The sequence below is a fragment of the Amycolatopsis sp. NPDC004625 genome (assembly GCF_040609695.1).
Lineage (GTDB): Bacteria > Actinomycetota > Actinomycetes > Mycobacteriales > Pseudonocardiaceae > Amycolatopsis.
The window spans coordinates 319551-345665 of sequence record NZ_JBEXKX010000001.1; the positions used below are offsets into that span (position 1 = coordinate 319551).

Sequence of the window (26115 nt, forward strand, 5' to 3'; positions counted from 1 at the left end):
AGACTTGATTCCCCGCCGTCATCAAGGAGGATGCTGTGCGCACGAAGGTGATCAAGGTGGCCGCCGTCGCCGCCTGCGGCCTGGTACTGGCCGCCTGTGGGTCCACCAAGGACAATGCTTCGGCACCCGCGGCGGGTGGCGGCGCGGGCGGCAAGGTCGGCGCGACGCTGCCCCTGCTGACCTCGCCGTTCTGGCAGGCCTACAACAACTACGTGCCGAAGATGGCCAAGGAAGAGGGCGTCGACGTCCTCCCGACGGTCAACGCCGACAGCGACCCCGCGAAGCTGATCACCGACATCGGCACCTTCCTCAACCAGGGCGTCAAGGGCCTGGTCGTGACGCCGCTGGACTCCGCGGCCATCGTCGCCGGGCTCAAGCAGGCCGAGAACAAGGGCGTCCCGGTCGTCGCGGTCGACGTCGCCCCCGAGAGCGGCAAGGTCGCCATGGTGGTGCGGGCCGACAACAAGGCCTACGGCACCAAGGCGTGCGACGCGATCGGGGAGAAGGTCAAGTCCGGCAAGGTCGTGCAGATCATGGGCGACCTCGCCTCGGTCAACGGCCGCGACCGCTCGGAGGCCTTCCGCGACTGCATGAAGCAGAAGTACCCGGGCATCCAGGTGCTGGAGATCCCGGCCGAGTGGAAGGCCGACAAGGCGTCCTCCGGCCTGGACAGCATGCTGACCGCGAACCCGGACATCAAGGGCGTCTACATGCAGGCCGGCGGCGTCTACCTGGCCCCGACCGAGCAGGCCCTCAAGCGCAAGAACCTGTTCTTCCCGGTCGGCGACCCGAAGCACATCGTGCTCGTGTCCAACGACGGCATCCCGCAGGAGCTGGCCGCGATCCGCGCCGGCGAGCTGGACGCGACCGTGTCCCAGCCGGCCGACGCGTACGCGAAGTACGGCCTGTACTGGCTGAAGAAGGCTATGGCGGGCGAGACGTTCAAGGCCGGGCCGACCGACCACGGCAGCACGATCGTGGAGATCAGCCCCGGCATCCTCGAAGACCAGCTGCCCGCGCCCGTCATCACCAAGGACAACGTGGACGACAAGGCCCTGTGGGGGAACAACCTGTGACCGCGCTGCCCGCCGGCGAATCCGCCGTCCCGGTGGTCAGCGCCGTAGGAGTCGGAAAGCGTTACGGCCCGACCGTGGCGCTCCACGACGTCAGCCTCACCGTGCACCCCGGCGAGTCGCACGCGCTCGTCGGGCGCAACGGGGCCGGCAAGTCGACGCTCGTCTCCATCCTCACCGGCCTGTCCGCCACGGACACCGGGCACGTCGAGTTCGGCGGCGAGCCGGCCCCGCCACTGTCCAAACAGGACGACTGGAAGGCGCGCGTCGCCTGCGTGTACCAGCATGCGATGGTCGTCCCGCAGCTCACCGTGGCCGAGAACCTGTTCCTCAACCGGCAGGCCGGCGGCGGGTTCTCGATCGGCTGGAAGTCGTTGCGGCGCAAGGCCCGCGAGCTGCTCGACTCGTGGGACGTGCACGTCGACGTCGACACCCCGGCCGGGGAGCTCTCGGTCGAGGACCGGCAGTTCGTGGAGATCGCCCGGGCGCTGTCCTACGGCGCCCGGTTCATCGTCCTCGACGAACCGACCGCGCAGCTGGACAGCCAGGCCATCGAGCGGCTCTTCGAGCGGATGCGCCAGATGCAGGCGGGCGGGGTGACGTTCCTGTTCATCTCGCACCACCTGCACGAGGTGTACGAGGTCTGCCAGGCCGTCACGGTGCTGCGCGACGCGAAGCACGTGCTCACCGCGCCGGTGGCCGAGGTCGGCAAGGCACAGCTGGTCGACGCGATGACCGGCGAACCCGGTGGTCTGTCCGTTCGTGACGCGGCCTCCCGGGAGTCGCTGGAAGCCGACGCCGCGGAGATCCTTTCGGTGGACGGGCTGTCCGGCGACGGCTTCCGGGACGTCTCGTTCCGGCTGCGCCGGGGTGAGGTCGTCGGGCTCGCTGGCAGCAACGCCAGCGGGAAGCACCAGGTCGCGGAGACGGTCTACGGCCTGCGGACGCCGTCGGCGGGCACGATCCGCGTCGACGGTTCGCCGCTGCGCCCGGGCGACATCCCGGCGGCGCTGCGCGCGGGCATCGGCTGCGTGCCCCGGGACCGGCACCACGAGGGCCTGGTGCTGGAGCACTCGATCGCCGACAACGCGACGATGTCCGTTTTGGACCGGATGGGCCGCGGCGGGATCGCCTCGCCCACCGCCCGGCGCGCGAAGGCGTCGCAGGCCTTGAAGGACTACGACATCGTGGCCGCGAGCGCCGACCAGCCGGTGTCGGACCTGTCCGGGGGCAACCAGCAGAAAGTCGTGCTGGCGCGGGCCCTGATCGGCGATCCGCGGGTGGTCGTGCTGATCAACCCGACCGCGGGCGTGGACGTGAAGTCGAAGGAGGCGCTGCTCGCGGTCGTCGACCGGGTGCGCGCCGAGGGCAAGGCGGTGCTGATCGTCAGCGACGAGCTCGACGACCTGCGCCTGAGCGACCGGGTCCTGGTGCTGCGCGCCGGGGCCGTGGTCGCCGAACACCAGGCCGGGTGGTCCGACGGCGACCTCGTGGCCGACATCGAAGGAGTCGAGCTTTCGTGACCGACGTGATGACCTCCCCGCAGACGCAGCTGCCCGCGCCCCCACGGCGTCGCAAAGCCGGCTGGCTGCGTGAACTCGCGCTCCTGCCCGCCCTGGTCGTGGTGTTCGTCATCGGCGGCCTGGTCGACGACACGTTCGTCGGCTGGAGCAACATCGTCAGCATCCTGACCGCGTCGGCGGCGCTGTCGCTGGTCGTGCTGGGCGAGTCGCTGGTGCTGATCACCGGGAAGTTCGACCTGTCGCTGGAATCCACGATGGGCCTGGCGCCGGCGCTGGGCGCGATGGTCGTGATCCCGGCGGCTTCGGCGGGCTTCGGCGTCGAGCTGCCCGCCGCGATCGGGCTGCTGGTGATCCCGCTGTGCGGGGCACTGGTCGGGTTCGTCAACGGCTTCCTGATCGTGAAGCTGAAGCTGAACGCCTTCATCGTGACGCTGGCGATGCTCACCGTGCTGCGCGGGGTGCAGGTCGGCTCGACCAAGGGCAAGACGCTGTTCAACCTGCCCGACTCGTTCACCAACCTCGCGACGACGACGTTCGCCGGGCTGCCGATGTCGGTGTGGCTGGCGGCGTTGCTGTTCGCCGTCGCCGGCTGGGTGCTGCGCTACCACCGCGTCGGCCGCGCGCTGTACGCCATCGGCGGCAACCGCGAAGCCGCGCGGGCCGCGGGTGTGCGCGTCGACCGGATCGCGTGGGCGGTGTTCGTCGTCGCCGGGATCCTGGCGGCCATCGGTGGTTTGGCCTACACCGGATACGTCGGGGCCTTGGGCGCGAACCAGGGATCCGGCATGATCCTCCAGGTGTTCGCGGCGGCGGTGATCGGCGGCGTCTCGCTCGACGGCGGCAAGGGCACGCTGGTCGGCGCGCTGACCGGCGTCCTGCTGCTGTCGTCGGTTTCGAGCCTGCTCAACTACGCGCACGTCACGGCGGAGTGGCAGGGCGCGATCTACGGCGCCATCATCCTGGTCGCCCTGATCATCGCCCGGTACGCGGGTGGAAAGCCCCAGACCTGACCCCCGCCCCGTGAAGATCCGACGTTCCGAGTCTGCCGCGGCTCGTCGTGAGTGGTAAGGCGGGTTAGAACCCGCCTTACCACTTACGACCGCGGGAAGGGGGAGTGTGGTGCTACGAGGCTTCGGCGGCGGGTTCGTCAGGGGCCGTCGGGTCGTCCGCGGTGCCCAGTGCGTTGCGCAGCCACTGCTCCACGCCCGCGACGTGCACGGTCGCCCACGAGCGGGCCAGTTCCGGCTCGCGCGCGGCGATGGCCTCGTAGATCGCCGTGTGCTGTTCGCGGGTCTTCGCGACCGCGCCCTCCTGCGTGAGGCCGCGCCAGATCCGGGCGCGGGCGGTCGGCCCGGAGAGGCTGTCGAGCAGCGAGCAGAGCACGGGGTTGCCGGAGCCGTCGGCGATCTTGCGGTGGAACTGCAGGTCGTTGGCGACCAGTGCCTCGACGGTCGGGGAGTCCTCCAGCTCGCTGAGCAGCGTGCCCAGCTCGGCGATGTCGGCGTCGCTCATGTGCAGCGCGGCCAGCGCGGTCGCGGCGGGCTCCAGGATCCGGCGCACGGCCAGGAAGTCCAGCACGGTGTCGTCGCGGTGGAAGTCGACCACGAACGTCATGGCGTCGAGCAGCAGGTTGGGCTCGAGGCTGGTGACGTAGGTGCCGTCGCCCTGCCGGACGTCCAGCACCCGGATCAGGCACAACGCCTTCACGGCCTCCCGCAGGGAACTGCGCGAAAGCCCGAGCCGCTGGGCCAGCTCGGCCTCCTTGGGCAGCCGGTCGCCCGGGGCGAGCTCCCCGGAGATGATCATGTCCTTGATCTTGTCGATCGCGACATCGGTGACGGGCACGGTGTCCGCCCTTCCCTGCAACAGACCTCGGATGTTTCCCTGTTCCTCCCCAGCGTGCCATGACCCGGCCAAGGAGTGGTGATGACCCACCAACGCGAACCGCACAGTGTCTCCAAAAGAGTGGCTCTGCACACCCGGCTCAAACCCGGCAAGGAGGCCGAGTACGAGTCCGTCCACGCGGTCATCCCGCCCGAGCTCGACACCGCGTTGCGCGAAGCCGGCGTCCGCACCTGGCGGATCTGGCGTAACGGTCTCGACCTCTTCCACGTCGTCGAAGTCGACGACTACGCGGCGATGCGGGCGGCGCTGCGGGACCACCCCGCGAACGTCCCGTGGCAGGCCAGGATGGCCGAGCTGCTGGCCGTCGAGGACGACTACTCCGGCAACGACAGCGGCATCGGGCTGGTCTGGGAACTGCCGGAAAAGGAGTGACGGCGTTGGAACTCTCCCTGTCCCCGCTCGGTCTCGGCTGCGCGCAGCTGGGCAACCTCTACCACGCGATCAGCGACGAGACGGCGCACGCGACCGTGCGGCGCGCGTGGGACGAGGGCATCCGCTACTTCGACACCGCGCCGCACTACGGCCTCGGCCTGTCCGAGATCCGGCTCGGTGCGGCGCTGCGCTCGTTCCCGCGCGAGGAGTACGTGCTGTCGACGAAGGTCGGGCGCGTGCTCGAGCCGAACCCGGACGGCGCCGTCGAGCAGGACGACGAGGGTTTCGCCGTCCCGGCCGCCTACAGGCGCCGGTGGGACTTCAGCCGCGACGGCGTCCTGCGGTCGCTGGAGGAGAGCCTGACCCGCCTGGGTCTGGACCGCGTCGACGTCGTGTACGTCCACGACCCCGACGACCACTTCGACGAAGCACTGCGCGGCGCCTTCCCGGCGCTGCGGGACCTGCGGGACCAGGGCGTGATCGGCGCGTTCGGCGCCGGGATGAACCAGACGCGGCTGCCCGCCGAGTTCGTCCGCCGCACCGACCTCGACATCCTGCTCGTGGCCGGCCGGTACACGCTGCTCGACCAGCCGGCCCTGGACGAGCTGTTCCCGCTGTGCACCGACCGCGGCGTCACGGTGGTCGTCGGCGGCGCGTTCAACGGCGGCATCCTGGCGACCGCCGAACCGGGGCGCGTCTACGACTACGCCGAGGCGCCGGCGGAGCTGGTCGAGCGGGCGCGGCGGATCGCGGAGATCTGCGCGCGGCACGGCGTCGAGCTGCCGGAAGCCGCGCTGGCGTTGCCGATGGCGCATCCCGCGGTGGCGTCGGTGGTCGTCGGCGCGCACGATCCGGACCAGGTCGGCGTCAACGCGCGGCGGGCGCGGGCCGTCGTGCCGCCGCAGCTGTGGGCCGAGCTGGTCGGCGCCGGGCTGCTGCGCGCCGACGCCGTCATCGCCGAGGGAGTTTCATGATCGACGCGCACCACCACCTGTGGGACCCGGCGCGGCGCGCGTACCCCTGGATGGCGGGGGACGCGCTCGACCCGATCCGCCGCCCGTACACCGTCGAAGACCTGCGTGCGGTGACGGAAGCGGCCGGGGTGCACGCGACGGTCCTGGTCCAGACGGTGTCGTCGGCCGAGGAGACCGAGGAGTTCCTCGGCCTCGCGGCGGCGGAGCCGGTGATCGCGGGCGTGGTCGGCTGGGTGGACCTGGCGGCCCCGGACGTCGCCGACCGGCTGGCCGCCCTCGACGGGCCGCTGGCCGGCATCCGGCACCAGGTGGAGACCGAGCCGGACGACGGCTGGCTGCTGCGTCCGCCGGTGCTGACCGGACTGCGGGCGGTGGCGGACGCGGGCCTGGCGTACGACCTGCTCGTGCGCGTCGGCCAGCTGCCCGCGGCGGCTTCCCTGGCGGAGCGGCTGCCGGAGCTGCGGCTGGTGCTGGACCACGCGGCGAAGCCCCCGATCGCGGCGGGGGAGTGGGAGCCGTGGGCGTCCGGGGTGGCCGCGCTGGCGGCGCACGAGAACGTCGTGTGCAAGCTGTCCGGGCTGGTCACCGAGGCGGACTGGACGGGCTGGGAGGTCGGGCACCTGCGCCGGTACGTCGACCACGTGCTGGACGTGTTCGGCCCGGGCCGGCTGCTGTTCGGCTCGGACTGGCCGGTCTGCGAACTGGCGGCGTCCTACGAGGTGGTCGTGGACGCGGCGATCGCGCTGACCGGCTCGCTGTCGGACGCGGAGCGGCTGGCCGTGTTCGAGCACAACGCCCGTGCGGTGTACGGACTGGATGCGAGCGGGGACACCCCCTCCAGGGGGTAAAAGGGTGTCCCCGCCCGCCGCTCGGGTGGTCTGATCAGAACTCTTCGTCGCGGATCATGCCGCGCAGCCGGGTCAGGGCCCGGTGCTGCGTCACGCGGACGTTGCCCGGGGAGATCCCGAGCGCTTCGGCAGTCTCGGTCGCCGAGAAGCCGACGGCGATGCGCAGGGTCAGGATCTCCTGCTGCACCCGCGGCAGGGACGCGAGCAACTTGCCGAGCCGGGCACCGAGGTCCAGGTGCAGGGCGTGGCTTTCGGGCTCGTTACCGGTCAGGAGCGGGCGCTCCGGGAGCTCGGGGACGGGCTCGGAGCGGTCGCGGGCGACGGCGCGGTAGGCGTCGGCGACCTTGTTGGCGGCGATCGCGTGGACGAGGTAGAGGAAGGAGCCGCCGCGGTCCTGGTAGTCGGGCAGCGCCTTGAGGACGGCGAGGCAGACTTCCTGGGCGACGTCGTCGGCCGACAGGTAGGAGAGGTCGCGGCCGCCCATGCGGGCCCGGCAGTAGCGGACCACCACCGGCTCGATCATCTGGAGCAGCGAGTGGATGGCGGCCGGGTTCCCGCTGCCGGCGTCCTTCACGAGCGGGTCGAGGTCCTCCTTGGTGAGCCGCCCGCCCGGACGCGGCAGATGCTCGGGAGTCCGATAATCGCGAAGCTCGGAAGCGGGTTCTTCGGTGGTCCTCGGCGGTGCTGTCATGGTCGTCTCCCCGGCCGACCCTCGACCGTCGCTGCCGGGGGTTCAACACTCCGTAACTGTTCCATCGCAGATACTCCGGGAGATCCGGGCCGATCTGCGCTCCGTGCGACGCAGGGTAATCGTAAGCACCTCCACCCGGGTCAGTCCAGATTTCAACGACCAATACCCCGTTAGCAGGAGCGACCGTGATGTTCCCGCGACCAGGCGCCGCACATTGCGATTAATCTGTTTCAGGATGTGCCGACTTCACCCGTCAGTGGAGGATGACCACGGAGGCAGCAGTCGCGGTCACGGCCAGCGACGCGATCGCGGGCAGTGCCGGGCTCTGCGGACCGGGCTCGGGGTGGCGCAGGGCGCGTTCCCGTCCCGCGCCGATGGCCGCTAGCAGGGCAGATGTAACGGCGGCGAGCAGAACGGGGATCAAAGAGAGGCCCCAGTGGTGCTGCGCGGCCGCGTGCAGGAGCAGCACGGTGCAGGCGGCGGAGGCCAGTGCGGTCCGCCGCCAGGCGAGCCCGGTGCGTTCGGCCTGGGCGCCGGCGGGGGCGGTCAAGGTCGGATCCCCAGGTTCGTGACGGCACTTATGACGTCGCGATAATCGCGAACGAGCGGTATTCGCGGCTGACGTTCCGGCGCGGCGGTGGCCGCGGGACCGTCTTGCCGGGTGTCCCGGGCGGCGGCGCCCGGGTCCGAGGTCGTCACCGTCCGCTGCGGTCGGTTGTCCCTCACGAGACCACCAGCAACACGGCCGCGGCGACGATGAGGGTGAGCAGGCCCCCGGTCAGCACCAGGATCATCCGGCTCGGCGGCAGTGGTTCCCCGGCCCGCATGGCGACCTGCACCCGCCGCCACCGCGGATAGGCGGTCGCGGCGAGAACGGCGGCGAGCGCGACGCAAAGCCCCGCGAGCACGGCCCCGGCGGCCGAGGTGACGAGCTGGTGCACGGCGACGCCGCCGGCGAGCAGCCCGAGCGCGGTGCGGAGCCAGGCGAGGAAGGTGCGTTCGTTGGCCAGGGTGAACCGGTAGTCCGGTTCGGCGCCGCCCCCGTGGGGCTTGATGTCATCGGCCACGGCTGCAGACGCTAGCCGGTGGCGGCGGCCGTGGCCGGGTTCGGTGGCCGAGGCGCGGTGTCAGCCGGTGTGCGCGGCCGCGGCCGGTTCCGTCTGGTGCGCGAAGACCCACCAGCGCAGCACCGCGAACCGCACGAACCCGCCGACCAGGCTGGCCAGCAGCAGCGTGCCGGTCTCCTCCCACGACGTCGGCCGGTCCACGACGGCGTCGAGGATGGCCAGCACCGCCGAGCCGTAGCCCGCGTAGAAGGCGAACGTCAGCAGGTCCTGCAGGTGCCGCTTGCCCGCGTTGCTGCGCCGTCCGGCGAAGGTGACGCGGCGGTGGAACTCGGTGTTGCCGACCGTCGTGAGCGCGATCGCGACCAGGTTCGCGATCTGGGAGCCGAGCTCGTCGCGCAGCAGGAGGAACAGTGCGGCCTGGAGGCCGGTGGTGACCACGCCGGCCACCACGTACCACGCGGCGTGCGTGCCGAGCTCGTGGTGGCGGTCCGGGTCGGTGGCGAGCAGCCGGCGATCCGGTGCGCACCTGGTGGTGGCCATGATCCCAACCTACCCTGCATTCACAAACTTGTGAATGTGTTAAACCCGTTGAAGAAATGTGATCCCCGCGACACGGCAGGGTTTCGCCGCCCCGACCAGCGGGGTAGGTCACCGGAGACGACATTTCCGACGCCAGGAGACACCTGTGAGTGACCGTGACTCGGCCGAACCGCAAGGCCTGAGCCCCAGCGAGGCGCTGGACGAGGACGAGCTGCGCGTGGACCCGCTCGAAGAAGGCGTCGAGCCGCCCGAGCACTGGAGCGCCGCGAACCGCTTCGGCACCACGCCCCGGGAGATCCGCGAAGGCGAGCCCATGGCGCAACGGCTGTCCGAAGAGGTCCCGGACACCGAGCCGGAGCCGGTCCCGGAGCGTCCGCTGGCGGCGACCCCGGCGGCGGAGCTCGACGAGACGATCGAGGACGCCCCGGCCGACTTCGAGCCGGTTGTGCCGGAGGACACGGTGCCGCAGCGGCACACCGGCCCGGACCGGGGCGAACAGGCGATCTACGCGGGCGAGTCGGTGGCCGACGCCATCCGCGCGTCCCGGCAGGGCTGATCCGCTCAGCCTGCACACCCGTTCGGACGCCCCTAGCGTGGGGCTGCATCGGACCGCGACGAAGGGAAGGCCGAAGATGCTGACCGTCACCGAAGCCGCCGCCGAGGCGATCACCGCACTGACGAGCCAGGGAGAGGGCGACGCCGGGCTGCGCCTGGCGGTCCAGAACGCCGACGGGGAGAGCGCCCAGCTGGCCCTGTCGGTCGCCCCCGAACCGGCCGAAGGCGACAGCGTGCTGGGAGCGGAGGAGGGCCCGAAGGTCTTCCTCGAACCCCAGGCGGCGGCCCTGCTCGACGACAAGGTGCTGGACGTCCAGGAGGACGAAGCGGGCGGAGTGGCCTTCGCCGTGCTGCCCCAGCACACGAGCTGACCGCGGCGGACGGGCCTTTCGCTCCTCGGGTGCGCAAGGCCCGTCCGCTCGCGCGCCACGGCGAACCGGCGCATCCGTGAGTGCTCGTCCCACGGGGGCGGCCCCCTGGCCTCAGAGCGAATCCTGTGCCGCCGTCACCCCTCTCGCCACGCGCGCACCAGCTCCGCCGCGCGGGCCCGCAGCAGTTCCCCCGCGTGCGCCCGCGCGTAGTCCAGCGAAGGCGCGTGGTCGATCAACGCGCTGCTCCCCACCACCCCCAGCCGCGCCAACCCGGCGGCGTCGAGCTCGATCCGCCCCGCCAGCACCATCAGCGGGATCCCCCGGGCCCGCTCGGCGATCCCCGCCGGCGCCTTGCCGTTGAGGCTCTGCTCGTCCAGCGAACCCTCGCCGGTGATCACGAGGTCCGCACCCGCCAGGGCCCGGTCGACCCCCGTCAACCCCGCGATGAGGTCGAACCCGGAGTCCACCCGGGCCCCGAGCGCGATCGCCCCGGCCGCGACCCCGCCGCCCGCTCCGGCTCCCGGCACCCGCGCCACGTCCGGTGCTCCGCCCACCTGCAACGCGTGCGCCCAGCGTCCCAAGGCTTCGTCGAGCGTCGCCACCTCCGCCGGGCCCGCGCCCTTCTGCGGTCCGAACACCGCCGCCGCGCCTTCCGGGCCCAGGAGCGGGTTCGTCACGTCGGTCGCCACCGCCACGCGCACACCGTCCAGCCGCTCCCGCACCGGTGTGAGCTCGGCCGACGCCACTCGCCCCAGCGTCCCGCCGCCCAGGCCGACCGGTGCGCCGAACGCGTCCAGCACCCCCGCGCCCAGCGCGCCGAGCATCCCGGCCCCGCCGTCCGTGCTGGCCGTGCCGCCCACCGTGAGCACCAGCGCCTTCGCGCCATGGATCAGCGCGTCCGCCAGGAGCTCGCCCACGCCCCAGGTGTGCGCGGCCAGCGCCGTCGCCGGCGAAGGGTCGACGAATTCGATGCCGCACGCCCGCGCCGATTCGACGTAGGCCGTGCCGTCGAGCACGGCGTAGCGCGCGTGGACCGGTTCTTCGAGCGGCCCCCGGACCGTCAGCCGCACGATCCGCGCGCCCGCGGCTTCCAGGACGTCCAGGGTGCCTTCGCCCCCGTCGGCGACCGGGCAGGTGACGATGTCCGCGTCCGGCAGGGCGTCCCGCACCCCGAGCGCGATCGCCGCCGCGGCCTCGACCGCGGTGAGGCTGCCCTTGAACTTGTCCGGCGCGATGACGACCCGGGTCACGGCTTCACCTCCGTCAGCGGCGGACGCCCGGCGAGCACCGCCACGACGTTGCGCGCGGCCAGCACGGCCATTTCCGTCCGGGTCTCGACCGTCGCCGATCCCAGGTGCGGGCTCAGCACGACGTCGTCCCGGTCGAGCAGCCGCGGCTCGACCTCCGGCTCCTTCTCGAACACGTCGAGCGCCGCGCCGGCGATCTCCCCGGCCTCCAGCGCATCGGCCAGCGCGGCTTCGTCGACCACCGGGCCGCGGGTCGTGTTCACCAGGTACGCGCCCGGTTTCATGGCGCGCAACGCGGCGGCGTCGACGAGGTGCCGCGTCTCGGGCGTCAGCGGGCAGTGCAGCGAGACGACGTCCGAGCGCGCCAAGAGTTCCCCGAACGACACGTGTTCGGCCTCGGTGTCCTGTTTGGACCGTCCGGAGTAGACGACGGACATCCCGAACGCCGCTGCCCGGCGCGCCATCGCCCGCCCGATCTGCCCGAAGCCGACGATGCCCAGCGTCTTGCCCTGCAGCCCGGAGCCGAGCAGGAAGCCGAGGTGGAACGACCACGGCGTGCGCGAGCGCAGCAGCCGTTCGCCCTCGCCGATCCGCCGTGTGAGGGCGAGCAGCAGCCCGAAGGCGAGGTCCGCGGTGGCGTCGGTGAGCACGCCCGGGGTGTTCGTGACGACGATCCCGCGCGAAGCCAGCGCCGGGACATCGACGTTGTCGTACCCCACGGCGACGTTCGCGACCACCTTCAACCCCGGTCCGGCGGCGTCGGCCAGCGCGCCGTCGAGCCGGTCGTGCAGCATGCCGACGACCGCCGACGCCCCGGCGACGAACTCGTGCAGTTCGGCAGGCGTCAGCGGACGATCGGCGGGGGAGACCTCCACTTCGCCTGCTTCGGCGAGGAGCTTCACCGCGTCGTCGGGAATCCATCGGGTCACCGCGATCTTGGCCACTTCGACAGCCTAAGGCACCCCACCGACAATTCAGCCCACGCGCGTCAGCCGCACCACCGCGCTCGCGTACCCGCTGCCCGGAAGATCGACATCCAACCCGTGGCTCAGCAACACCGCCCCGTGGTGCACGACGCCGTCCTGATCGCGGTACCGCCCGGCCGGCTCCAGCCCGGCGAGCCGCGGCGGGGTGAACGGCCGCGCGAACTCCGTGGGCCGCCGCCAGAAGAACACGACCACGGAATCGCCGAGCACGTACTGCACCGCCGTCAGCGCCGAGACCGCCGGATCCGCCAGCCGATAGAGCACACCGTGCTGCACCACGGGCCGGATCTCCTTGTACAGCGCCACGAGCGAAGCCGCTTCGGCCAGTTCCGCCGGGCTCCACCGCGGCAGGTCGCCGCCCAGGCCGAGCACACCCGCCATCGCGACGTGGAACCGGAAGCTCAGCGGGGCCTCCCGGTGCGTGGCCGGGTTCGGGCTGTCGGTGACCCAGGCCGACATCGTGCCGGCCGGGTAGATCTGGCCGTAGCCGTGCTGGATGGTGATCCGGTCGGCGGCGTCGGTGTTGTCCGACGCCCAGATCTCGTCGGTGCGCGCGAGGATGCCCAGGTCGGTGCGGCCGCCGCCGCCCGCGCAGCCCTGGATCCGCAGGTTCGGGTGGTCCGCGCGCAGGCGGTCCAGGATCGCGTACACCGCCCGCACGTGGCCGACCCAGAGGCGCGCCGCGTCGGGCCCCGCGTCCGGCCAGCCGGCCTCGGTGAACGCGCGGTTCATGTCCCACTTGAGGTAGTCGATGCCGTGCTCGCCGACCAGCCGGTCGAGCCACTTGTGCGCCCAGTCCGCGACGTCCGGCCGCGCGAAGTTCAGCACGAGCTGGTTGCGCAACGTCGTGCGCGAGCGGTTCGCCATGTGCAGCACCCAGTCCGGGTGCGTGCGGTAGAGGTCGCTGTCCGGGTTGACCATCTCCGGCTCGACCCACAGCCCGAACTGCATGCCGTGCGCGTGCACGGCGTCGGCCAGCGGCTGCAACCCGGCCGGGAAGCGCTGTTCGTTGGCGATCCAGTCGCCGAGCCCGGCGGTGTCGCCACTGCGGGCACCGAACCAGCCGTCGTCCATGACGAACAGCTCGGCGCCCACCTCGGCCGCCGCGGCCGCCAGTTCGGTCTCCGTCTTCTCGTCGACGTCCCAGCCGGTCGCCTCCCAGGAGTTGTAGACGATCGGCCGCAGCTCGCCCGGGTGCGGCTGGACGAACTCGCGGACGTACGCGTGCCACCGCCGGCTGGTCCCGCCGAAGCCGTCGGCCGCGTAGAGCCCGGCGAACACCGGCGTCTCCCACGTTTCGCCCGGCTGCAGCCGCCAGGTGACGTGCTCGTGCCCGAACCCGCCGGTCCACGTGACGCGGCCGGTGTGCGTGCGCTCGACGGTGATCCGCCAGCTCCCGCTCCACGCCAGCGCGCTGCTCCACACTTCGCCCGCCGTCTCCGTCGCGTCGCCCGCGTCGAGCATCACCCACGGGTCGACCTGGTGGCTGGAGGCACCGCGACGGCTGGTGAGCGTGGTTTCGCCGACCGGCAGCGGTTCGCGCAGCACGCCGTACTCGGCGCTCCATGCACCCGACGTCCGGGTCAGCCGGGGAGCGTCCCGCCGGGGGAGCGTCCAGGACGCGGAATCCGTGCGCAGCAACGCGATCGGCTCGCCGGAACCGGTGTGCCGCAGCGACGTCCGGCGCTCGACGACGTCGCCGCGGACGCGGTAGTGCAGGGACAGCTCGAGGGGGTAGTGCCGGTCGGCGAGCCGTACGACGAGCGTGTCGTCTTCGAGCGCGAAGCCTTCGTAACGCCATTCGAGCGCCGACGTCCCGTCCGCGTACCGCACGGCCAGCGCCGAGACGCCGAAGAAGGCACCGCCCTCGGCCGGGAGTTCCTGCCGCTCGTCGCCGGGCTCGTCGAAGCTGCTGTCGGCCGGGTTGCGGCGCGCGGCGACCTGCGTGGCCTGCTCCAGGGTCAGCGGCGGGCCCCAGTGGACGTGCCGCGGGCGGTCGTCGGCGTCGAGCCGGAAGGCGTACGAGCTCTCGGGGGAGCGCAGCAGCCAGAGCCGGTGCGCGGGGTCGTGTTCGACGAGCGGCATGCCCGACAGCGTAGAGCCGACCAGCGGAAAAATAAATTCTTGACGAAGTTAATTAAATCTCCCTACTCTTCCGGCCATGCCTCGCAGTGCACCGGCAAGGGCGCCGATCACCAGTCCCGCGGCCGCGACCGTGTTCACCACGGTCCTGACCGAAGGGCCGGTTTCCCGTGTCGACGTCGCCCGCCGCACCGGGCTCTCCTCCGCCGCGGTCACCAAGGCCGCGCGGCCGTTCATCGAAGCCGGCTACCTCGAAGAACTCGCCTCGGAAGGCCGCACCGCCCCGGGCGCCGGCCGCCCGGCGAACCCCCTGGCCATCCGCCCGGACCGCGAGTACTTCGTCGGCGTCAAGATCACCGGCGACGACCTGATCGGCGTGGTCACCGACCTGCGCGCCGACGTCCGGGCCAGCGCCCACCACGCCCTGACGAGCCACGACGTCGAGCACGTCGTCCGCGCGCTGGCCGACCTCGTCGGGGAGCTGCTGTCCGGCGACCTCCGCGAGCGGGCCTACTGCCTGGGTGTCGCGGTGTCCGGCGACGTCGACCGGGCGTCCGGCGTCGTCCGTTACTCGCCGTTCCTCGGCTGGCGGGACGTGCCCCTGGCTTCCCTTCTCGAAGACGCGACGGGCTTGACCGTGACCCTCGAAAACGACGTCAAGGCCCTCGCCGTCGCCGAGCAGTGGTTCGGCGAAGGGGTCGGGGCGTCGTCGTTCGCGCTGGTCACGGTGGGCACGGGGATCGGCAGCGCGCTGGTCGTCGGCGGTGACCTGGTCCGTGGCGCGCACGGCGTCGCCGGGGAGATCGGGCACGTCCCGGTCGCCGACGGCGGGCCGCCGTGCCACTGCGGCGGCCGGGGCTGCGTCGAGGCGATCGCGTCCACCGAGGCGATCCTGACCCACGCTCGCGCCGTCTCCGGGGAACCCGCCCTGACCATGGAAGACGCCGTGGCGCGCGCTCGCGGCGGTGACGAACCGCTGCGCGGGGTGTTCGCCGGCGCCGGGCACGCGATCGGGCTCGGGCTGGCCGCGCTGGTCAACCTGTTCGGCCCGGAACGCGTGGTCGTCTCGGGCGAGGGCGTCGCCGCCTACGACCTGTTCGAGGAGCAGATCCGCCGGACCTTCGCGGTCCAGGCGTTCGGCAGCGCCGCCCGGTGCGGCCTGGTGATCCGGCCGCTGCCGTTCGAGGAGTGGGCGCGGGGCGCGGCCGCCGTCGCCATCCAAAGCCTTTTCGTCGCCGAGAGCGTCTAAGGAGTCCCTGTGAGCCCCATGAATCGCCGAAGCTTCCTGGTTGGTTCCGTCCTCTTCGCCGGGGGAGCGGCCCTCGCCGGCTGCACTTCGGACCCGTTGAACAAGAACGCCTCCGCTTCGGGCGCGAAGGTCACGCTGCAGCAGTGGTACCACGCGTACGGCGAATCCGGGACGCAGCAGGCGGTCCAGCGGTACGCGCAGGAGTTCACCAAGGCCAACCCGGACATCGCGATCAACGTCAGCTGGATCGCCGGCGACTACGAGACCAAGCTGAACTCGGCGATGCTCACCGCGCAGGCGCCGGACCTGTTCGAGCTCGGCGACTTCCGCTACCAGAACGTCAAGAACGGCCTGCTCGCGCCGCTTGACGACGTTGTCGGCCCGGTCAAGGGCGACTTCAGCCCGGCCGCGCTGGACACGGTGACCGTCGACGGCAAGGTCTACGGCGTCAAGATGATCGACGACGTCATGATGCTGTACTACCGCAAGAGCGCGCTGCAGGCCGCGGGTGTCCAGCCGCCGCGGACGTTCGCCGACCTCCTGGAAGCGACGCGGAGGCTGACCAGCGGCAAGCAGAAGGGCCTGTACGTCGGCACCGACGGCGTCGGCGAAGCGGCGACGCTGCTGCTCTGGTCCTCCGGCGGGGACTTCTTCGACGCGAGCGGTAGGAAGGTCGCCTTCGCCTCGCCCGAGGCGATCGCCGCGATCGGCGGGCTCAAGCAGCTGCACGACACCGGCGGCCTGCTCCAGGGCTATCCGACGGACTGGTCCGACCCCGGCGCCATCGCCAACGGCGCCACCGCCATGCAGTGGGGCGGCCTGTGGTCCCTGCCGGACGTCAAGAAGGCCCTCGGGGACGACTTCGGCGTCGTCGCGTGGCCGAAGTTCGGGGACGGCGGCAAGCAGGTCGCCCGCGTCGGCGGCTGGTACCAGCTGGCCAACGCGAAATCGCGGAACCTCGACGCCGTCAAGAAGTTCATCGACTGGCTGTGGATCAAGAACGCCGGCCTGCAGAAGGACTGGTGCGTCAAGTACGGCTTCCACATCCCGGCCCGCAAGGAGGTCGCCGCGCAGACCACCGAGTTCGCGAGCGGGCCCGCCAAGGACGCCGTGACGATCTCGCAGCAGTTCGGCAAGTCCTACTCGGGCCTCTGGAACAAGGCATCGGCGACGCTGTTCCTGCAGGCCGCGACGAAGATCGCGAACGGGCAGGCCGACCCGGCCGCCGAGCTCGCCGACGCGGCGAAGAAGGCGCAGGCCGAAGTCGACAAGCAGCTGGCATGAAGCGTCGCGACTGGCGGGCGATCGGCGCGTTCGCCGTCCTCACCGGCCCGGTCGTCATCGGGCTCGGGCTGTTCAAGTACGTCGCCATCGCGTGGAGCTTCCTGCTCAGCTTCAACGACGCCCGCGGCACCATCACGCTCGGGAACTGGATCGGCCTCGACAACTACGCGTTCCTGCTGGGTGACGACGCCTTCCTGACGTCGCTGACGACGATCGCGGTCTTCACGGTCTTCATCGTGCCGATCACCTTCGTCGCTTCGCTCGGGCTCGCGGTGCTGATCAACAGCATCAAGCGCGGCAAGGCGTTCTTCCGGACGGTGTTCCTCGTCCCGGCCGCGGTGTCGTACGTCGTCGCCGCGCTCGTGTGGAAGATGGCCCTGTTCGACGGGCTGCCGTCGGGGGTCGCGAACGTCGTCGGCGGGCTGTTCGGCGCCGACCCCGTGCCGTGGCTGTCGACGACGAGCCCGCCGGTGTACTGGGTCGCCGTGGTGACGCTGCGGCTGTGGCTGCAGGTCGGGCTGTACATGATCCTGTTCCTGGCCGGGCTGCAGGCGATCCCGCCTTCCCTGTATGAGGCGGGCGAGCTGGACGGCACGACCAAGTGGCAGGCGTTCCGGTACATCACGCTGCCGCAGCTGCGGAACACGTCGGTGGCGGTGCTCCTGCTGATTCTCATCGCCGCGTTCCAGGCGTTCGACGAGTTCTACAACCTGTTCGGCACCGGGCTTTCCGGCACCGCGACCGCGCCGGTGAAGCCGCCGCTGGTCTACCTGTACGACTCCGCGCTCGGCGACCAGAACTACGGCGTCGGCTCGGCGGGCGCGTTCCTGCTGACGGTGATCATCGTCGTGATCACGCTGCTGCAGGGCCGGTTCGTCGGCTTCGGGAAGAAGGACTGATGGCCGTCCTGACCGCGCCTCGCAAGGCGCCGAAGTACGTCCTCGCTTCGGTGCTTGCGGTGGTCTTCCTGCTGCCGTTCTACATCATGCTGCGCAACGCGCTGATGACGCGGCAGCAGGTCAGCTCGCCGGACTGGTCCTGGCTGCCGGACCCCCTCTCGTGGGTGAACTTCGGCGACCTGTTCGCCGACGCGTCGGTGCCGATGGCGCACTCGTTGGGGAACTCGTTCCTGGTCGCGATCGTCACGGCGCCGGTGGGGACGTTGTTCGGCTCGATGGCGGGGTACGCGCTGGCCCGGATCAACGTCCCGGGTAGGCGTGCGGTGTTCACGTACGTGCTGGTCACGCTGATGATCCCGCAGTCGGTGACGTTCGTGCCGACGTTCGTCGTCGTCGGCTCGATGGGCGGGGTCGACACGGAGTGGGGGATCATCGCGCCGAACCTGTTCAGCGCGTTCACCGTGATCCTGTTCCGCAACTTCTACCTGCGGTTCCCGGCCGAGATCGAAGAGGCCGGGCGGCTCGACGGGCTCGGCTACCTCGGCGTCTACCGGCGTCTCGTGCTGCCGAACTCGGGCAGCATGATCGCGTCCCTCGGCGCGCTGATGTTCATCGAAAGCTGGAACGCGTTCCTGTGGCCGCTGGTCATCGGGCAGGACCCGTCGTCGTGGACCGCGCAGATCGCCCTTTCGACGTTCCTGACCGCGCAGTCGGTCAACCTGCCGGCGCTGTTCGCCGGCGCTCTGGTCACCATCGCGCCGCTGGTCGCGATGTTCCTGGTCGCCCAGCGGTTCATCGTCCGCGGGATCGCGGCGAGCGGGCTCAAGGAGTAGGCCCACGCCGTAGGGTCGGGACATGACGCGTTTCGAGGTCAGCACCGGCATCGCGGCGCCGCCCCGGCGCGTCTTCGAGCTCTCCCTGGAGGTCGAGGTGCACACCGCCTCGATGGCCGGCTCCGGTGAGTGGGCCGTCGGCGGTGTCACGTCCGGCCGGATGCAGCTCGGTGACACCGTCACCTGGCAGGCCAGGCACTTCGGCCTGCGCTGGCGGATGACCTCCCGCATCAGCGCCTGCGAGCCGCCCGGTTACTTCGTCGACGAGCAGGTCGCGGGCCCGTTCGAGCGGTGGCACCACGCCCACCACTTCGAGCCGGACGGCACCGGCGGCACCGTCATGCGCGACGTCATCGAGTTCGCGGCCCCGCTCGGCCCGCTCGGGACCCTCGCCGAGCGGACCGTGCTCGGCTGGTACATGCCCCGGCTCATCCGGCTCCGCAACGAGCACCTCCGGAACGCCGCCGAGACGGCCGGCTGAAGTCCGCTCTGCTCGGTTTTTCGCTTTCCCGCTGCCTCGGCGAGGAAAAGCCCCTTCGACGTGCGTGCGTCATCCATTGGGTGGAAGACGTCTGGTCGGGTCGCGGCCCGTCGTGCTATGTTCGGTGGCAGAACGAGTGTGCGTCATGCGAACAGTGCGGAGGGTGTGATGGCGGAGCTGCTGACGCTGGAGGAGGCCGTGGCCCGGCTGGTGCACGACGGCGACACCGTCGCGCTCGAAGGGTTCACGCACCTCATCCCGGTCGCGGCCGGGCAGGAGATCATCCGGCAACGCCGGCGGGATCTCACGCTGGTGCGCATGACGCCCGACATCGTGTACGACCAGCTCATCGGCGCCGGGTGCGCCCGCAAGCTGATCTTTTCGTGGGGCGGCAACCCGGGCGTCGGCTCGCTGCACCGGTTCCGCGACGCCGTCCAGCACGACTGGCCGGTGCCGCTGGAGATCGAGGAGCACAGCCACGCGGGCATGGCGAACCGGTACGTCGCCGGGGCGTCCGGCCTGCCGTTCGCGGTGCTGCGCGGCTACACGGGCACCGACCTGCCGGCCCAGACGGCCACGATCAAGCCGATCACCTGCCCGTTCACCGGCGAACAGCTCACCGCGGTGCCGGCGCTGAACCCGGACGTCACGATCGTCCACGCCCAGCGTGCCGACCGGGACGGGAACGTCCAGATGTGGGGCATCACCGGTGTCCAGAAGGAAGCGGTGCTGGCGGCGAAACGCTCCCTGGTGACGGTCGAGGAGGTCGTCGACGAACTGGAGCCCCGCCCCGGGGCGGTCGTGCTGCCGGCCTGGGTGGTCACGGCGGTGGCGGAGGTCCCGGGCGGCGCGAAGCCGTCGTATGCGGCCGGGTACTACGAGCGGGACAACGCGGCGTACCAGGCGTGGGACAAGGTGGGCCGCGACCGCGAGGAGTTCACGAAGTGGCTGAACGAGCTGACCGGGGTGAAGGCATGAGCGCGGAGCACTCGGCCGACGAGATGATGAGCGTCGCGGCGGCCCGCGCCCTCGGCGACGGCATGTCGTGCTTCGTCGGGATCGGCCTGCCGAGCAAGGCGGCCAACCTCGCCCGCCGCGCGCACGCCCCGAACCTGACGCTGATCTACGAGTCGGGCTGCCTGGGCGCCAAGCCGTCCCGCCTGCCGCTGTCCATCGGCGACGGCGAGCTGGCCGACACCGCGGACGCGGTGGTCAGCGTGCCGGAGGTGTTCAACTACTGGCTCCAGCCCGGCCGCATCGACGTCGGCTTCCTCGGGGCGGCCCAGCTGGACAGGTTCGGCAACATCAACACGACGGTGATCGGCTCGGACTACCACGACCCGAAGGTCCGCCTCCCGGGCGCGGGCGGCGCCCCCGAGATCGCGGCCTCGTGCGGCGAGGTGTTCGTCGTCCTGCGCCAGAACCCGAGGGCCTTCGTGGAGAAGGTCGACTTCGTGACGTCGTTCGGCCACGGGAGGGGCAAGGGCGACCGCGAACAGCTCGGCCTCCCCGGCCGGGGCCCGACCCTGGTGGTGACGGACCTGGGCCTGCTGCGCCCCGACCCGGAGACGTCGGAACTGACGCTGACGCAGCTCCACCCCGGCGTGGACCTCGACCGCGCCGTCGCGGCCACGGGGTGGAAACTGAAGGTGTCCGACGACCTCGAGACCACCCCGGCCCCCACGGAGCAGGAGCTGACCCTCCTGCGAGACCTGGAGAAGGCAAGCGCATGACCGACGTCTACATCCTCGACGCGATCCGCACCCCGTTCGGCCGCTACGGCGGCGCCCTGGCCGGCGTCCGTCCCGACGACCTGGCGGCCGGGGTCCTCAAGGCCCTTCGGGAACGCACCGACCTCGATCCGTCCACAGTGGACGAAGTCACCCTCGGCGACGCGAACGGCGCGGGCGAGGACAACCGCAACGTCGCCCGCATGGCCGCCCTCCTCGCCGGCTGGCCCACGACCGTCCCGGGCAGCACCGTCAACCGCCTCTGCGGTTCGGGCCTCGATGCGGCCATCCAGGCCAGCCGGGCGATCCAGGTCGGCGACGCCTCCCTCGTCGTCGCCGGCGGCGTCGAGTCGATGACCCGCTCGCCGCTGGTCATGCCGAAGCCCGAGAAGGCGTTCCCCGCGGGCAACCAGACCCTCTACAACACCGCGCTCGGCTGGCGCATGGTGAACCCGGCGATGCCGTCGCAGTGGACGGTCTCCCTCGGCGAGTCCACCGAACAGCTCGCCGAGCGCTACGGCATCGGCCGCGACGAGCAGGACGCCTTCGCCGCCCGCAGCCACGTCAACGCGGCCAAGGCGTGGGACGAGGGCTTCTACGACGATCTCGTGGTCCCGGTCGAAGGCGTGGACCTGAGCCGCGACGAAGGCATCCGCCCGGACTCCAGCCCCGAGAAGCTCGCCAAGCTGAAGCCGGTGTTCCGCAAGGAGAACGGCACCGTCACCGCGGGCAACGCGTCCCCGCTGAACGACGGCGCCTCCGCCCTCCTCCTCGGCAACGAAGCCGCCGCCGGCCGCCTGGCCAAGGCCCCGCTGGCCCGGATCGCCGGGCGCGGCGCGGCGGGCGTCGACCCGGACGTCTTCGGCATCGGCCCGGTGCGGGCGGCGGAGATCGCCCTCGAACGCGCCGGCATCGGCTGGGACGACCTGGCCGCCGTCGAACTCAACGAGGCCTTCGCCGCGCAGTCGCTGGCTTGTCTGCGCGACTGGAAGGACCTGGACCCGGAGATCGTCAACACCCACGGCGGGGCCATCGCCATCGGCCACCCGCTCGGCGCGTCCGGCGGCCGGATCCTCGGCACCCTGGCGCACGACCTGCACCGCCGCGGCGGGGGCTGGGGCCTGGCCGCCATCTGCATCGGCGTCGGCCAGGGGCTGGCTGTCGTCCTCGAAGGCCGATAAGGGAGACGAACGTGGCCACTCCGACCGAATTCAGGCTGCCGCGCTACGGGGAAGACCCCGAAGGCACCCACCCCCCACTGGATTCCCGCGGCTACCGCTCCACGGCGCTGCGGCACCCGAAGCAGGACCTCGTCCTGCTCCCGCAGATGCTGACCGAGGTCACCGGCCCGCTGCTCGGGCCCGGCCGCCTCGGCGAGCACGACAACGACCTCACCCGGCAGCACGCCGGCGAGCCGCAGGGCCAGCGCATCATCGTCACCGGACGGCTCCTCGACGGCGACGGCCGGCCGGTGCGCGACTCCCTCGTCGAGATCTGGCAGGCGAACGCGGGCGGCCGCTACCGGCACACCGGCGACCGCTGGCCGTCGCCGCTCGACCCGAACTTCGACGGCGTCGGGCGCACCCTGACCGACGGCGACGGCCGCTACACCTTCACCACCATCAAGCCCGGCGCGTACCCGTGGAAGAACCACGACAACGCCTGGCGCCCGGCGCACATCCACTTCTCGGTGTTCGGCTCGGCCTTCACCCAGCGGCTGGTCACGCAGATGTACTTCCCGGACGACCCGCTGTTCTCCCAGGACCCGATCTTCAACTCGATCCCGGACGAGCAGGCCCGGCAGCGGATGGTCTCGCGCTACGACCACGAGATCACCCAGGCCGAGTGGGCGCTCGGCTTCCGGTTCGACATCGTGCTGCGCGGGCGCGACGCGTCGGTGTTCGAAGAGGAAGAGGACGAGGACGAATGACCAGGCTGCTGCCCACCCCTTCGCAGACCGTCGGCCCGTACCTGTCGATCGGGCTGCCGTGGCCCGACGGCCCGCACGTGGTGCCCGAGGGCACGCCCGGCGCGGTCTGGATCCGCGGCACCGTCCGGGACGGCAACGGCGACCCGGTCCCGGACGCGATGATCGAGACGTGGCAGGCCGACCCGGAAGGCGGCTTCCGCCACCCCGACGACCCGCGCGGCGCGGCGTCCGGCGAGTTCCGCGGCTTCGGCCGCTGCCCGACGAATCCGGACGGCACGTACGGGATCCTCACCCTGCTGCCGGGGGCCGTCCCCGGTGAGGGCGGCACCACGCAGGCACGGCACATCGACGTTTCGGTGTTCGCGCGCGGCCTGCTCAACCGGGTCGTCACGCGGATCTACTTCGAGGACCAGGACAACACCGGCGACGCGGTGCTGGCGACGGTCCCGGAGGAGCGGCGCGGCACGCTGATCGCGGCGAAGACCGAAGACGGCTACCGCTTCGACGTCCGGCTGCAGGGAGACGGCGAGACCGTCTTCTTCCGGGTGTGAGGCCCGTGGGTGCCGTGAAGCTGCACCGGGTCGTGGAGGGCCCCGGGGACGGGCCGGTGGTCGTGTTCGGCGGCTCGCTCGGCACTGACCTGCGGATGTGGGAACCCCAGGTCGCGCCGCTGGTCGAGCGCGGCTTCCGGGTGGTCCGGTACGACACGCGCGGGCACGGCGGCTCGCCGGTCCCGCCGGGCCCCTACGAACTCGAAGACCTGGGTGCCGACGTCCTCGCGCTGCTCGACGAGCTCGGCGTCGGGCGGGCGCACCTGGTGGGCCTGTCGCTCGGTGGCATGACCGGGATGTGGCTCGGCGTCCACGCGCCGGACCGCGTCGCGAGCCTGGTGCTGTGCTGCACGTCGGCGAAGTTCGGCCCGCCGTCGATGTGGGCCGACCGGGCCCGCACGGTCCGCGCCGAAGGCACCGCGGCGGTGGCCGAAGCGGGCGTGCACCGTTGGCTGACCCCGGGATACCGAGAGCGTCATCCGGACCGGGCCGAGTTCCTCCGCGCGATGATCGCGGCGGTCCCGGCCGAGGGCTACGCGGCGTGCTGCGAGGTGATCGAGCGGATGGACCAGCTCGACAGCCTGCCGAAGATCACCGCCCCGACGCTGGTGGTCGCGGGCGCCGACGACCCGGCCACCTCGCCGGAGGACCACGCGCGGCCGATCGCCGAGGGCATCCCCGGCGCGCGGCTGGCGGTCGTGGCGGACGCCGCGCACCTGGGCAGCTACGAGCAGCCGGGCGAGTTCACCCGGCTGATCCTGGATCATTTGGAGCGAGCGTGACGGACCGCCACGAGCAGGGCATGAAGGTGCGGCGCGAGGTGCTCGGCGATGAGCACGTCGACCGCGCGGTCGCGGGCACCACGGAATTCAGCCGCCCGTTCCAGGACTACATCACCGAGGGCGCGTGGGGCTCGGTGTGGGCCCGCGACGGCCTGGACCGCCGCACGCGCAGCTGCGTGACGCTGGCAGCGCTGACGGCGCTGCGGGCGCACAACGAGCTGGCGATGCACGTCCGCGCCGCGGTCCGCAACGGCCTGACGGCGGCGGAGATCGGCGAGGTCCTGCTGCACACGGCGGTGTACGCGGGTGCCCCGGCGGCGAACGCGGCGTTCGCCATCGCCCAGCGCACCCTGGCCGAGCTCGGCGAGCCGGGCGCCCGGCCCGCCGACGCCGGATAGGGTGCCGGGAATGGACGCGATGAGGCCGCGGATCGAAGCCCGCCTGGAACCGGCGCCTCGTGGTGCCCACCACGTGCAGTCGCTGGAGCGTGGCCTGGCGGTCATCAAGGCGTTCCACGCGGGCGCGTCCGAGCTGACCCTGAGCGACGTGGCCCGCGCAACGGGCCTCACCCGCGCGGCGGCGAGGAGGTTCCTCCTGACGCTGACCGACCTCGGCTACGTCCGCACCGACGGCAAGCACTTTTCGCTGACGGCCCGGGTGCTGGAGCTGGGCTACGCGTACTTGTCGAGCATGACGCTGCCGGAGGTGGCACAGCCACACCTGGAACACCTGTCGGCGCGCGTGCACGAGTCGAGCTCGGTCTCGGTGCTGGAAGGAACGGACATCGTCTACGTGGCCCGGGTGGCGGTGTCCCGCATCATGACGGTGAGCATCAACGTGGGCACCCGCTTCCCGGCCCACGCGACCTCGATGGGCCACGTCCTGCTGGCCGGCCTGAGCAAGGCGGAGCTGGAGGCGTACTTCATCGTGGCCAGCCTGGACCGCCTGACCGACCACACGGTCACGGCCCCGGCCACCCTGCGAGCGGAGCTGGTCAAGGTGACCGACCAGGGCTGGGCGATGGTGGACCAGGAACTGGAGGAAGGCCTCCGTTCGGTGGCAGCCCCGATCCGCGACCGCCGGAATCGCGTGGTGGCCGCGGTGAACCTGTCGACCCACGCAAGCCGCACAACGGCGGAGTCGGTGGAGAGCGACCTGGTCCCGCCCCTCCTGGAGACGGCCCAGGCAATCGAAGCGGACCTGGCCATCGGCGCCCCCAGCCACGCCCATGGCTGAGGAAGAGACGAACGGCCACCGGGCTGGGGGAGCCGCCGGCGAGGTGGGTGCCCGATGCGGCGGAGGTCGGCGGCGCCCGGCGGCCGGGCCAGCCGCTGGTGAGGTGGGTGCTCGGCGCGGCGGAGGCCGCCTGCGGCCGGCGGCCGGGCGAGCCGCCGCCGGGCTTGTAGCCGCGGCAGATGGGCATCACGCTCCGCAGCCGGCTGCGGTGTTGGTGGCCGGAGCGCCGCCCTCGGGCGGGCCGGCGACCACCACCGCCAACCGCCCGCCCGCAGAACCACTGCCCGCGGCCGGAGCGCCGTCGTGACCACCCCACCAGTCGCCGGGCTTCTCCTCGCCGCCGGGGCGGGTCGTCGCTTCGGCGGCCCCAAAGCCCTCGCCCGCCTCGAGGGCGAACCCCTCGTCCTCCGCGCCCTCCGCACCCTCACCGCCGCCGGTTGTCACCCGGTCCGGGTTGTCGTCGGTGCCGCCGCCGAGCAGGTCCGTGACCTGCTTCCCGACCCCTCCCTGGCCGTTCCGGCCGATGACTGGCAGACCGGCATGGGCGCCTCCCTCCGCGCCGGCCTCGCCGCCCTCGCCGCCGCCCCCGAACCCGTCGGCGCCCTCGTGCACCTCGTCGATCTGCCCTGGGTCGGGCCCGACGTCCTCGCCCGCGTTGCCGCCCTCGCCGCCCCCGAGACCGTTGCCCGCGCCGCCTACGACGGCGCTCCCGGGCACCCCGTCCTCCTCGGCCGCCGGTGGTGGTCCGAGATCGCCGGCACCGCGCGGGGCGATCGCGGGGCGCGGGACTGGCTGGCCGGGCGGGCCGACCTCACCCTCGTCGAGTGCGGTGACCTCGGCAGCGGGCGGGACGTCGACCGGCCCGCCGACCTCCCGGGCGGCCCGGCGTGAGCACCCTTCGCCGCC

31 protein-coding genes are annotated in these 26115 nt (G+C 71.9%); 23 read left to right on the plus strand and 8 right to left on the minus strand.

The annotated features are described in order from the left end of the window. Positions 1–35 precede the first annotated feature (35 nt). From ABZW17_RS01480 to ABZW17_RS01490, 3 genes are read left to right on the plus strand one after another with little or no spacing between them, the layout of a single operon-like run. Positions 36–1076, plus strand: coding sequence for a sugar ABC transporter substrate-binding protein (locus tag ABZW17_RS01480; protein WP_354808470.1), 1041 nt, complete (start codon positions 36–38; stop codon positions 1074–1076). Further along, positions 1073–2596 carry a sugar ABC transporter ATP-binding protein gene (locus ABZW17_RS01485; RefSeq protein ID WP_354808472.1) on the plus strand — a complete coding sequence of 508 codons (1524 nt, stop codon included), beginning with the start codon at positions 1073–1075 and terminating at the stop codon, positions 2594–2596. The genes ABZW17_RS01480 and ABZW17_RS01485 overlap by 4 nt, the downstream gene beginning before the upstream one ends. After that, the gene (locus ABZW17_RS01490) at positions 2593–3606 is read left to right on the plus strand and encodes an ABC transporter permease (RefSeq protein WP_103350214.1); all 1014 of its coding nucleotides are present in this window, start codon (positions 2593–2595) and stop codon (positions 3604–3606) included. Before ABZW17_RS01485 ends, ABZW17_RS01490 begins: the two co-directional genes overlap by 4 nt. A gap of 112 nt (positions 3607–3718) precedes the next feature. On the opposite strand, the gene ABZW17_RS01495 is transcribed toward ABZW17_RS01490, so the two are convergent. Continuing rightward, a complete protein-coding gene (locus ABZW17_RS01495; protein WP_354808474.1) occupies positions 3719–4441 on the minus strand; it encodes a FadR/GntR family transcriptional regulator in 723 nt (240 codons plus the stop codon). Positions 4442–4522: 81 nt separating this feature from the next. Here ABZW17_RS01495 and ABZW17_RS01500 point away from each other — a divergent pair, with 81 nt between their 5' ends. Genes ABZW17_RS01500 through ABZW17_RS01510 form a run of 3 tightly spaced genes read left to right on the plus strand, consistent with a single transcriptional unit; the run spans position 4523 to position 6695 of the window. Then, positions 4523–4873, plus strand: coding sequence for an L-rhamnose mutarotase (locus ABZW17_RS01500; protein WP_354808476.1), 351 nt, complete (start codon positions 4523–4525; stop codon positions 4871–4873). Between the two features lie 5 nt (positions 4874–4878). Next, positions 4879–5847 carry an aldo/keto reductase gene (locus ABZW17_RS01505; RefSeq protein WP_354808478.1) on the plus strand — a complete coding sequence of 323 codons (969 nt, stop codon included), beginning with the start codon at positions 4879–4881 and terminating at the stop codon, positions 5845–5847. Beyond that, positions 5844–6695 (plus strand): amidohydrolase family protein, encoded by an 852-nt coding sequence (locus ABZW17_RS01510; protein ID WP_354808480.1) that lies wholly within the window; start codon positions 5844–5846, stop codon positions 6693–6695. Before ABZW17_RS01505 ends, ABZW17_RS01510 begins: the two co-directional genes overlap by 4 nt. Before the next feature lie 34 nt (positions 6696–6729). On the opposite strand, the gene shbA is transcribed toward ABZW17_RS01510, so the two are convergent. The 4 genes from shbA to ABZW17_RS01530 form a co-directional block, all read right to left on the minus strand. Then, entirely contained in the window at positions 6730–7386 is a 657-nt protein-coding gene (shbA, locus tag ABZW17_RS01515) for an RNA polymerase sigma factor ShbA (RefSeq protein ID WP_354808482.1), read from the minus strand. 253 nt (positions 7387–7639) lie between these two features. Further along, positions 7640–7936, minus strand: coding sequence for a DUF202 domain-containing protein (locus ABZW17_RS01520; RefSeq protein WP_354808484.1), 297 nt, complete (start codon positions 7934–7936; stop codon positions 7640–7642). A 172-nt stretch (positions 7937–8108) separates the two neighbouring features. After that, the gene (locus tag ABZW17_RS01525) at positions 8109–8453 is read right to left on the minus strand and encodes a DUF202 domain-containing protein (RefSeq protein WP_354808486.1); all 345 of its coding nucleotides are present in this window, start codon (positions 8451–8453) and stop codon (positions 8109–8111) included. 60 nt (positions 8454–8513) lie between these two features. Then, entirely contained in the window at positions 8514–8993 is a 480-nt protein-coding gene (locus ABZW17_RS01530; RefSeq protein WP_354808488.1) for a GtrA family protein, read from the minus strand. A gap of 145 nt (positions 8994–9138) precedes the next feature. On the opposite strand from ABZW17_RS01530, the gene ABZW17_RS01535 reads away from it, so the two are divergent. Together ABZW17_RS01535 and ABZW17_RS01540 are read left to right on the plus strand one after the other, a co-directional pair. Further along, positions 9139–9549 (plus strand): hypothetical protein, encoded by a 411-nt coding sequence (locus ABZW17_RS01535; protein ID WP_354808490.1) that lies wholly within the window; start codon positions 9139–9141, stop codon positions 9547–9549. 76 nt (positions 9550–9625) lie between these two features. After that, positions 9626–9919 carry an iron-sulfur cluster biosynthesis family protein gene (locus tag ABZW17_RS01540; RefSeq protein WP_020644357.1) on the plus strand — a complete coding sequence of 98 codons (294 nt, stop codon included), beginning with the start codon at positions 9626–9628 and terminating at the stop codon, positions 9917–9919. 134 nt (positions 9920–10053) lie between these two features. Here the strand turns inward: ABZW17_RS01540 and ABZW17_RS01545 are convergent, their stop codons facing one another. From ABZW17_RS01545 to ABZW17_RS01555, 3 genes are read right to left on the minus strand one after another with little or no spacing between them, the layout of a single operon-like run. Then, positions 10054–11169: a glycerate kinase gene (locus ABZW17_RS01545; protein ID WP_354808492.1), complete on the minus strand. Its 1116-nt coding sequence runs from the start codon at positions 11167–11169 to the stop codon at positions 10054–10056. Then, positions 11166–12110 carry a D-glycerate dehydrogenase gene (locus ABZW17_RS01550; protein WP_354808494.1) on the minus strand — a complete coding sequence of 315 codons (945 nt, stop codon included), beginning with the start codon at positions 12108–12110 and terminating at the stop codon, positions 11166–11168. Before ABZW17_RS01550 ends, ABZW17_RS01545 begins: the two co-directional genes overlap by 4 nt. Positions 12111–12140: 30 nt before the next feature. Further along, positions 12141–14237 carry an alpha-galactosidase gene (locus ABZW17_RS01555; protein ID WP_354808496.1) on the minus strand — a complete coding sequence of 699 codons (2097 nt, stop codon included), beginning with the start codon at positions 14235–14237 and terminating at the stop codon, positions 12141–12143. A 76-nt stretch (positions 14238–14313) separates the two neighbouring features. Between ABZW17_RS01555 and ABZW17_RS01560 the strand changes: the two genes are divergently transcribed. From ABZW17_RS01560 to ABZW17_RS01630, 15 genes are all read left to right on the plus strand, one after another. Beyond that, positions 14314–15483 (plus strand): ROK family transcriptional regulator, encoded by a 1170-nt coding sequence (locus ABZW17_RS01560; RefSeq protein ID WP_354808498.1) that lies wholly within the window; start codon positions 14314–14316, stop codon positions 15481–15483. Positions 15484–15501: 18 nt separating this feature from the next. Next, positions 15502–16767 (plus strand): extracellular solute-binding protein, encoded by a 1266-nt coding sequence (locus ABZW17_RS01565; RefSeq protein ID WP_354808500.1) that lies wholly within the window; start codon positions 15502–15504, stop codon positions 16765–16767. Next, positions 16764–17666 (plus strand): sugar ABC transporter permease, encoded by a 903-nt coding sequence (locus tag ABZW17_RS01570; RefSeq protein ID WP_354808502.1) that lies wholly within the window; start codon positions 16764–16766, stop codon positions 17664–17666. Before ABZW17_RS01565 ends, ABZW17_RS01570 begins: the two co-directional genes overlap by 4 nt. Continuing rightward, entirely contained in the window at positions 17666–18499 is an 834-nt protein-coding gene (locus ABZW17_RS01575) for a carbohydrate ABC transporter permease (RefSeq protein WP_354808504.1), read from the plus strand. The genes ABZW17_RS01570 and ABZW17_RS01575 overlap by 1 nt, the downstream gene beginning before the upstream one ends. 22 nt (positions 18500–18521) lie before the next feature. Continuing rightward, positions 18522–18980, plus strand: coding sequence for an SRPBCC family protein (locus ABZW17_RS01580; protein ID WP_354808506.1), 459 nt, complete (start codon positions 18522–18524; stop codon positions 18978–18980). Between the two features lie 168 nt (positions 18981–19148). Further along, positions 19149–19958 carry a CoA-transferase gene (locus ABZW17_RS01585; RefSeq protein ID WP_354808508.1) on the plus strand — a complete coding sequence of 270 codons (810 nt, stop codon included), beginning with the start codon at positions 19149–19151 and terminating at the stop codon, positions 19956–19958. Further along, entirely contained in the window at positions 19955–20713 is a 759-nt protein-coding gene (locus ABZW17_RS01590) for a CoA-transferase subunit beta (protein ID WP_354808510.1), read from the plus strand. The genes ABZW17_RS01585 and ABZW17_RS01590 overlap by 4 nt, the downstream gene beginning before the upstream one ends. Beyond that, on the plus strand, positions 20710–21891 hold the full coding sequence (locus ABZW17_RS01595) for a thiolase family protein (protein WP_354808512.1): 1182 nt from the start codon (positions 20710–20712) through the stop codon (positions 21889–21891). The genes ABZW17_RS01590 and ABZW17_RS01595 overlap by 4 nt, the downstream gene beginning before the upstream one ends. A gap of 11 nt (positions 21892–21902) precedes the next feature. Further along, positions 21903–22640, plus strand: a complete 738-nt coding sequence (pcaH, locus tag ABZW17_RS01600) for a protocatechuate 3,4-dioxygenase subunit beta (RefSeq protein WP_354808514.1) — start codon at positions 21903–21905, stop codon at positions 22638–22640. Beyond that, a complete protein-coding gene (gene pcaG, locus ABZW17_RS01605; RefSeq protein WP_354808515.1) occupies positions 22637–23191 on the plus strand; it encodes a protocatechuate 3,4-dioxygenase subunit alpha in 555 nt (184 codons plus the stop codon). Before pcaH ends, pcaG begins: the two co-directional genes overlap by 4 nt. A gap of 5 nt (positions 23192–23196) precedes the next feature. Continuing rightward, positions 23197–23973: a 3-oxoadipate enol-lactonase gene (gene pcaD / locus ABZW17_RS01610; RefSeq protein WP_354808517.1), complete on the plus strand. Its 777-nt coding sequence runs from the start codon at positions 23197–23199 to the stop codon at positions 23971–23973. Further along, positions 23970–24371, plus strand: coding sequence for a 4-carboxymuconolactone decarboxylase (gene pcaC, locus ABZW17_RS01615; protein ID WP_354808519.1), 402 nt, complete (start codon positions 23970–23972; stop codon positions 24369–24371). Before pcaD ends, pcaC begins: the two co-directional genes overlap by 4 nt. A gap of 10 nt (positions 24372–24381) precedes the next feature. Further along, a complete protein-coding gene (locus ABZW17_RS01620) occupies positions 24382–25209 on the plus strand; it encodes an IclR family transcriptional regulator C-terminal domain-containing protein (protein WP_354808521.1) in 828 nt (275 codons plus the stop codon). 47 nt (positions 25210–25256) lie between these two features. Then, a complete protein-coding gene (locus ABZW17_RS01625) occupies positions 25257–25379 on the plus strand; it encodes a hypothetical protein (protein WP_354808523.1) in 123 nt (40 codons plus the stop codon). A gap of 133 nt (positions 25380–25512) precedes the next feature. Beyond that, a complete protein-coding gene (locus ABZW17_RS01630; RefSeq protein WP_354808525.1) occupies positions 25513–26100 on the plus strand; it encodes a nucleotidyltransferase family protein in 588 nt (195 codons plus the stop codon). Positions 26101–26115: the final 15 nt, after the last annotated feature.

Coding starts and splice junctions, on each gene's coding strand:
- pcaG (WP_354808515.1), top strand. CDS start 22,637: ATGACCAGGCTGCTGCCCACCCCTTCGCAGACCGTCGGCCCGTACCTG.
- ABZW17_RS01540 (WP_020644357.1), top strand. CDS start 9,626: ATGCTGACCGTCACCGAAGCCGCCGCCGAGGCGATCACCGCACTGACG.
- ABZW17_RS01575 (WP_354808504.1), top strand. CDS start 17,666: ATGGCCGTCCTGACCGCGCCTCGCAAGGCGCCGAAGTACGTCCTCGCT.
- ABZW17_RS01565 (WP_354808500.1), top strand. CDS start 15,502: ATGAATCGCCGAAGCTTCCTGGTTGGTTCCGTCCTCTTCGCCGGGGGA.
- ABZW17_RS01530 (WP_354808488.1), bottom strand. CDS start 8,993: ATGGCCACCACCAGGTGCGCACCGGATCGCCGGCTGCTCGCCACCGAC.
- ABZW17_RS01595 (WP_354808512.1), top strand. CDS start 20,710: ATGACCGACGTCTACATCCTCGACGCGATCCGCACCCCGTTCGGCCGC.
- ABZW17_RS01555 (WP_354808496.1), bottom strand. CDS start 14,237: ATGCCGCTCGTCGAACACGACCCCGCGCACCGGCTCTGGCTGCTGCGC.
- shbA (WP_354808482.1), bottom strand. CDS start 7,386: ATGACAGCACCGCCGAGGACCACCGAAGAACCCGCTTCCGAGCTTCGC.
- ABZW17_RS01510 (WP_354808480.1), top strand. CDS start 5,844: ATGATCGACGCGCACCACCACCTGTGGGACCCGGCGCGGCGCGCGTAC.
- ABZW17_RS01570 (WP_354808502.1), top strand. CDS start 16,764: ATGAAGCGTCGCGACTGGCGGGCGATCGGCGCGTTCGCCGTCCTCACC.
- ABZW17_RS01580 (WP_354808506.1), top strand. CDS start 18,522: ATGACGCGTTTCGAGGTCAGCACCGGCATCGCGGCGCCGCCCCGGCGC.
- ABZW17_RS01620 (WP_354808521.1), top strand. CDS start 24,382: ATGGACGCGATGAGGCCGCGGATCGAAGCCCGCCTGGAACCGGCGCCT.
- ABZW17_RS01560 (WP_354808498.1), top strand. CDS start 14,314: ATGCCTCGCAGTGCACCGGCAAGGGCGCCGATCACCAGTCCCGCGGCC.
- ABZW17_RS01585 (WP_354808508.1), top strand. CDS start 19,149: ATGGCGGAGCTGCTGACGCTGGAGGAGGCCGTGGCCCGGCTGGTGCAC.
- ABZW17_RS01590 (WP_354808510.1), top strand. CDS start 19,955: ATGAGCGCGGAGCACTCGGCCGACGAGATGATGAGCGTCGCGGCGGCC.
- ABZW17_RS01500 (WP_354808476.1), top strand. CDS start 4,523: ATGACCCACCAACGCGAACCGCACAGTGTCTCCAAAAGAGTGGCTCTG.